The sequence below is a fragment of the Flavobacterium sp. genome, from assembly GCF_044371705.1.
Lineage (GTDB): Bacteria > Bacteroidota > Bacteroidia > Flavobacteriales > Flavobacteriaceae > Flavobacterium.
Map to the genome: position 1 here is coordinate 1 of NZ_JBILTE010000196.1, position 4,681 is coordinate 4,681.

At 38.2% G+C, this 4,681-nt stretch carries 2 protein-coding genes; both read right to left on the minus strand.

The genetic code is table 11. From position 1 onward, the window contains the following. Positions 1-162: 162 nt before the first annotated feature. A complete protein-coding gene (gene metH / locus ACIQ2S_RS11455; protein WP_396176099.1) occupies positions 163-2,877 on the minus strand; it encodes a methionine synthase in 2,715 nt (904 codons plus the stop codon). Between the two features lie 51 nt (positions 2,878-2,928). Then, positions 2,929-3,933: a homocysteine S-methyltransferase family protein gene (locus ACIQ2S_RS11460; protein WP_396176101.1), complete on the minus strand. Its 1,005-nt coding sequence runs from the start codon at positions 3,931-3,933 to the stop codon at positions 2,929-2,931. Positions 3,934-4,681 lie beyond the last annotated feature (748 nt).

The window sequence follows — 4,681 nt, forward strand, 5'->3', positions numbered from 1 at the left end:
TATTTTGACCTTTCAAAGGAGGTAAAATTTCAAAAGAGAATAAGGGTTTGCCGTTGGCGTTTTCGATATGTTGGGTTACTTTCATGTTGTAAGTTTCAGGTTTCAGGTTTCAAGTTTCAGGTTGATTGAGCAACTTGAAACTTGAAACCTGGAACAAATTATTTAATCTGCTATATTCGGCGAAAGCCATTTCATCGCCATTTCTACACTAATATTTCTTCGTTTTGCGTAATCTTCTACTTGGTCTTTTTTGATTTTTCCTAATCCGAAATATTTGCTTTCCGGATGAGCAAAATAATAGCCTGAAACCGATGATGCGGGCCACATGGCCATACTTTCGGTCAGTTTTACACCTATTTTTTCTTCTACATTTAATAGTTTCCAAATGGTTGGTTTTTCCAAATGATCCGGACATGCAGGATAGCCCGGAGCCGGACGAATTCCGCTGTAATTTTCTTTGATTAACTCTTCATTTGATAATGTCTCATCAGAAGCATAACCCCAAATTTCTTTGCGGACTTTTAGGTGTAAATATTCTGCAAAAGCCTCAGCTAATCGGTCTGCTAGTGCTTTTAATAAAATGGAATTATAATCGTCTAATTGTTTTTCAAATGCTGCTGCTTTTTCATCCACGCCAAATCCGGTTGTGACACAAAAACAGCCGATGTAATCTTGGATTTCAGACTCCTTCGGGGCGATGAAATCGGCAAGAGCAATATTTGGTACACCAGCGGTTTTCAAACTTTGTTGGCGTAAAGTAAGAAGATGGAAGATGGAAGATGGAAGACTAGCTTCTATATCATCATCATTAATTGAATTCGCGGGAAAAATTCCTAGAATTCCTTTAGCGGTAAGCCATTTTTCATTGACGATTTGTTCCAACATTTTTTGAGCATCTGCAAATAAATGAGTAGCTTGTTCTCCAACCACTTCATCAGTTAGAATAGCGGGATATTTTCCGAATAATTCCCAGGATTGAAAAAAGGGCGTCCAATCGATGAAATCAACTAATTCGGACAAATCAACTTCAACAATTTTAGTTCCGATTAAATTGGGTTTTGTTGGATGATAATTTTCCCAATCCAATTGTAATTTATTTTTTCTTGCTTCAGTAATTGATAAGAAATTCTTTTCTCTGCTCCTATTTAAATAACCTTCCCGAAGTTGGTCATACTCCTCGCGAACTGTTTTTGCGTACACTTTTTTTGTTTCCGACTGCAATAAATTTGTAGCAACAGTGACTGCTCGCGAAGCATCATTTACGTGCACAACGGTTTCTTTATATTCCGGTGCAATTTTCACGGCAGTATGAGCACGAGAAGTCGTTGCACCACCAATCATAATTGGAATTTTGATGTTCAACTTGTCCATTTCCTTTGCTAAATAAACCATTTCATCCAACGATGGTGTGATTAATCCACTTAAACCGATGATATCAACGTTTTCACGAATAGCGACTTCGATGATTTTTTCCGGCGGAACCATTACGCCTAAATCGATGATTTCAAAATTGTTGCATGCCAAAACGACCGCAACAATATTTTTACCAATGTCATGCACATCGCCTTTTACCGTTGCCATTAAGACTTTGCCGGCCGAGGATGAAGTTGCTGAATCTTTTTCTTCTTCAATATATGGAAGCAAATAAGCCACCGCTTTTTTCATGACTCGGGCTGATTTTACCACTTGAGGCAAAAACATTTTTCCGCTACCAAATAAATCGCCTACGACATTCATTCCCGTCATTAAATTAATTTCAATGACTTCGATGGCTTTCGAAGCAACTATTCTCGCCTCTTCCACATCAATTTCTATGAATTCATCAATTCCTTTGACTAAAGAATGGGTTAAACGTTCTTGAACAGAGCTATTTCGCCACTCTTGTATTGCTTTTTCATTCACTTTAAAATCTCCCTTATAACTCTCGGCTAAAGCCAAGAGCAATTCAGTGGCATCTTCTTTTCGGTTTAATAAAACATCTTCAACATGTTCTAATAAAATAGGATCAATTTCATCATAAATCTCAAGCATTTCCGGATTCACAATTCCCATCGTCATTCCATTTTGGATAGCGTGATAAAGGAAAGCAGAATGCATCGCTTCACGCACTTTGTCGTTTCCACGAAACGAAAAAGAAACATTGCTTACACCTCCGGAAATATTGGCATACGGTAAATTTTCACGAATCCATTTTGTAGCTCTGAAAAAATCTAATGCGTTTAATTTATGTTCCTCCATTCCGGTTGCAACCGGAAAAATGTTTGGGTCAAAAATGATGTCTTCGGCTGGAAAACCAACTTTATCGACTAAAATATCATAACTTCTTTTGCAGATTTCGATACGTCTTTCGTAGTTATCCGCCTGACCTTTTTCATCAAAAGCCATAACGATGACAGCCGCACCGTATCGCTTGATTAATTTGGCGTGATGAATGAACGTCTCTTCCCCTTCCTTTAACGAAATGGAATTAACGACTCCTTTTCCTTGAACTACTTTCAATCCGGCTTCAATGATTTCCCATTTGGAACTGTCAATCATCACCGGAACTCGAGCGATATCAGGTTCGGCAGCGATTAAATTTAGGAACTTAGTCATGGCATAAACGCCGTCCAACATTCCTTCGTCCATATTGACGTCGATGATTTGAGCTCCTCCTTCTACCTGTTCTCTTGCAATGGAAAGGGCTTCTTCGTACTTTTCTTCTTTGATTAAACGAAGAAACTTTCGTGAACCGGTGACATTTGTTCGTTCGCCCACGTTTACGAAATTCGTTTCAGGAGTTATAATAAGCGGTTCGAGACCGGATAATTTAAGCCCCCTAGCCCCCGAAGGGGGAATTGAAAATGTATTATTTTTATTTATAATTGTTTCAGACATGGCTGTTGAATTGAGGACAAAAATCGTGTTAAAGTTAAGAACAAGTCGCCTTTAAGTAAAGGACAAGTCGCGACTTGTCTCTACGGGTCGCGGTTTATATTCCGAAGCTACTTCGGCGATTAATTTGATGTGTTCAGGAGTTGTACCGCAACAACCGCCAATGATGTTGATTAAATTATCTTGCAAATATTCTCGGATTAATGCCTGCATTTCTTCTGGTGTTTGGTCGTATTGACCAAATGCGTTGGGTAATCCTGCATTGGGATGAGCGGAAATATTTAGCTTCGTATTCATTGCCAAACGCTTTAAATAAGGCTTTAACTGGTCTGCTCCTAACGCACAATTGAAACCAATACTTAACAATGGTATATGCGAAATGGAAATTAAAAAAGCTTCAACGGTTTGACCCGAAAGTGTTCGCCCGGAAGCATCGGTAATTGTTCCGGAAACCATCACCTGAATATCGATATTTCTTTCTTCTTTGACTTCTTCGATAGCGAAAAGTGCTGCTTTGGCATTGAGTGTGTCGAAGATGGTTTCAACCAATAACACATCACAACCACCATCGACAAGAGCTTCAACTTGTTGTTTATAAGCGATACGTAAATCGTCGAAAGTAACGGCACGGAATCCGGGGTCGTTTACGTCCGGACTCATGGATGCCGTTCGGTTGGTTGGGCCGATGGAACCGGCTACAAAACGGGGTCTATCGGTGAATTCGTCGGCAACTTCGCGTGCGATTTTGGCAGATTGGTAATTGAGTTCGTAGACCAACTCTTCCAAATGATAATCGGCCATTCCGATGGTGGTTCCTGAAAAAGTGTTGGTTTCTATGATATCAGCACCTGCTTGCAAATAGGCACGATGAACTGCTTTTACCGCCTCGGGTTGGGTGATGGAAAGTAAATCATTGTTTCCTTTTAATGGATGCGGAAAATCTTTGAAACGTTCGCCTCGAAAATCTTCTTCGGAGAAATTGTTTCGTTGTAACATTGTTCCCATCGCTCCGTCGAGGACGAGGATTCTTTCTTGTATGGCTTTTTCTATTTTTGACATTAATATATTATTTAACCGCAAAGTTCGCAAAGGGTTTTCGCAAAATTCGCTAAGAATTGCTTGTTGCAATGAAGCCATAGCCCCGATAGAAGTGGAAAGCCTTTTGCAGGATTGTTGCATTTTTTCTTGGCAAAAAAGAGCGACCAAAGGGAGCTCATTTTTTGACTTAGAAAAAAGCAACAAGACAAAAAAGCTTGTAACGAATAGCGGGATTAGCTTCTAACTAAAAAATTTATCAGGAAATAGAGGAAATAAACGGGTTATCTGTTCCTTTATTGAGTTGCTGAAACAAAACTGAAACGAGTTCAGTTTAAAGTTCAGCATAAAGAATAGAATTTAGCACCTTCTACAGTTGCAGGGTTGCTAAGCTTTCACAGGGTCTAGTCCCTCCGGCTTTCGTGATAACAATCAGTATGTGTATGAACGGGGCAAATATAATGATAAATTACATATTTTAGAAAATATTTCTATTATTTAATGTTTTGCTGATTTTAAATAATAAAAAAATCTGTAAAAATCTATATTTTTAGATTATTATGTTTTAAATTATTATTTGAATACTTTTATATTGTTGCTTTATTAAAAATAATCAACTCCATTAAGTAAAATACAAAACATGATTATGATTGTAAAATTAAAAAAAAAGTCCGACAATAGCCGGACTTTAATTACTTATAAGGTATACTTTAATTCTTAACAAACTTCGTAGTTCCTGCACCATTATCTGTTTGCACAGAGACAAAATACA

What these genes read in the sequence shown, in the direction of transcription:
- metH (WP_396176099.1), bottom strand. Translation starts at nt 2,877, where the DNA reads ATGTCTGAAACAATTATAAATAAAAATAATACATTTTCAATTCCCCCT.
- ACIQ2S_RS11460 (WP_396176101.1), bottom strand. Translation starts at nt 3,933, where the DNA reads ATGTCAAAAATAGAAAAAGCCATACAAGAAAGAATCCTCGTCCTCGAC.